Genomic DNA, 560 nt, shown 5'->3' on the forward strand with positions numbered 1-560 from the left:
CCAGTTCAAAATTTGTATTTTTCTACTTGAAAACGACCTCCATCTGTACTGAAAGCGCTACAGCGGAACGATATCACTACACCCTTCGCCAGCGACCGCTGTGCAAGGCTTTGATCCGCTTCAGCTTTTTTCCCCGCCCCAAGCTGTAGCGATTTCGCTACAGAAGCCTTATTCCCATCACAACCAGAAAAGCATAACTATTTGATTTATATAGACAAATCCAAGATGGCCGCGTTCTTGCTAAGTAACCGCTCATAAAATCAGGGCTTTCATGCCCCCGCCTTCCACCGCGTCCACCAGACGAGTCTGGCCCCTTAGGAGTTTCCATGAGCGAGTTGCGTTTTACTGAAGATCACGAATGGCTGCGCACCGAAGCTGATGGCAGCGTTACTGTCGGCATCACCGCTTTCGCGCAGAACGCCTTGGGCGACGTGGTGTTCGTGCAACTGCCTGAGCTGCAGGCTTACGAAAAAGGCGCCGAAGCCGCCACCGTGGAATCGGTGAAAGCCGCCAGCGGCGTGTACATGCCCCTCGACGGTGAAGTTGTGGAAGTGAACCCG

General features: G+C 53.0%; 1 pseudogene. It reads left to right on the forward strand.

Annotated features, from left to right (window positions below):
- Nucleotides 1-326: 326 nt before the first annotated feature.
- Nucleotides 327-560 (forward strand): annotated as a pseudogene (locus tag HT737_RS30755) (glycine cleavage system protein H); the annotation flags it as partial.

Source organism: Pseudomonas sp. MD195_PC81_125 (assembly GCF_014060985.1).
GTDB lineage: Bacteria > Pseudomonadota > Gammaproteobacteria > Pseudomonadales > Pseudomonadaceae > Aquipseudomonas > Aquipseudomonas parakoreensis.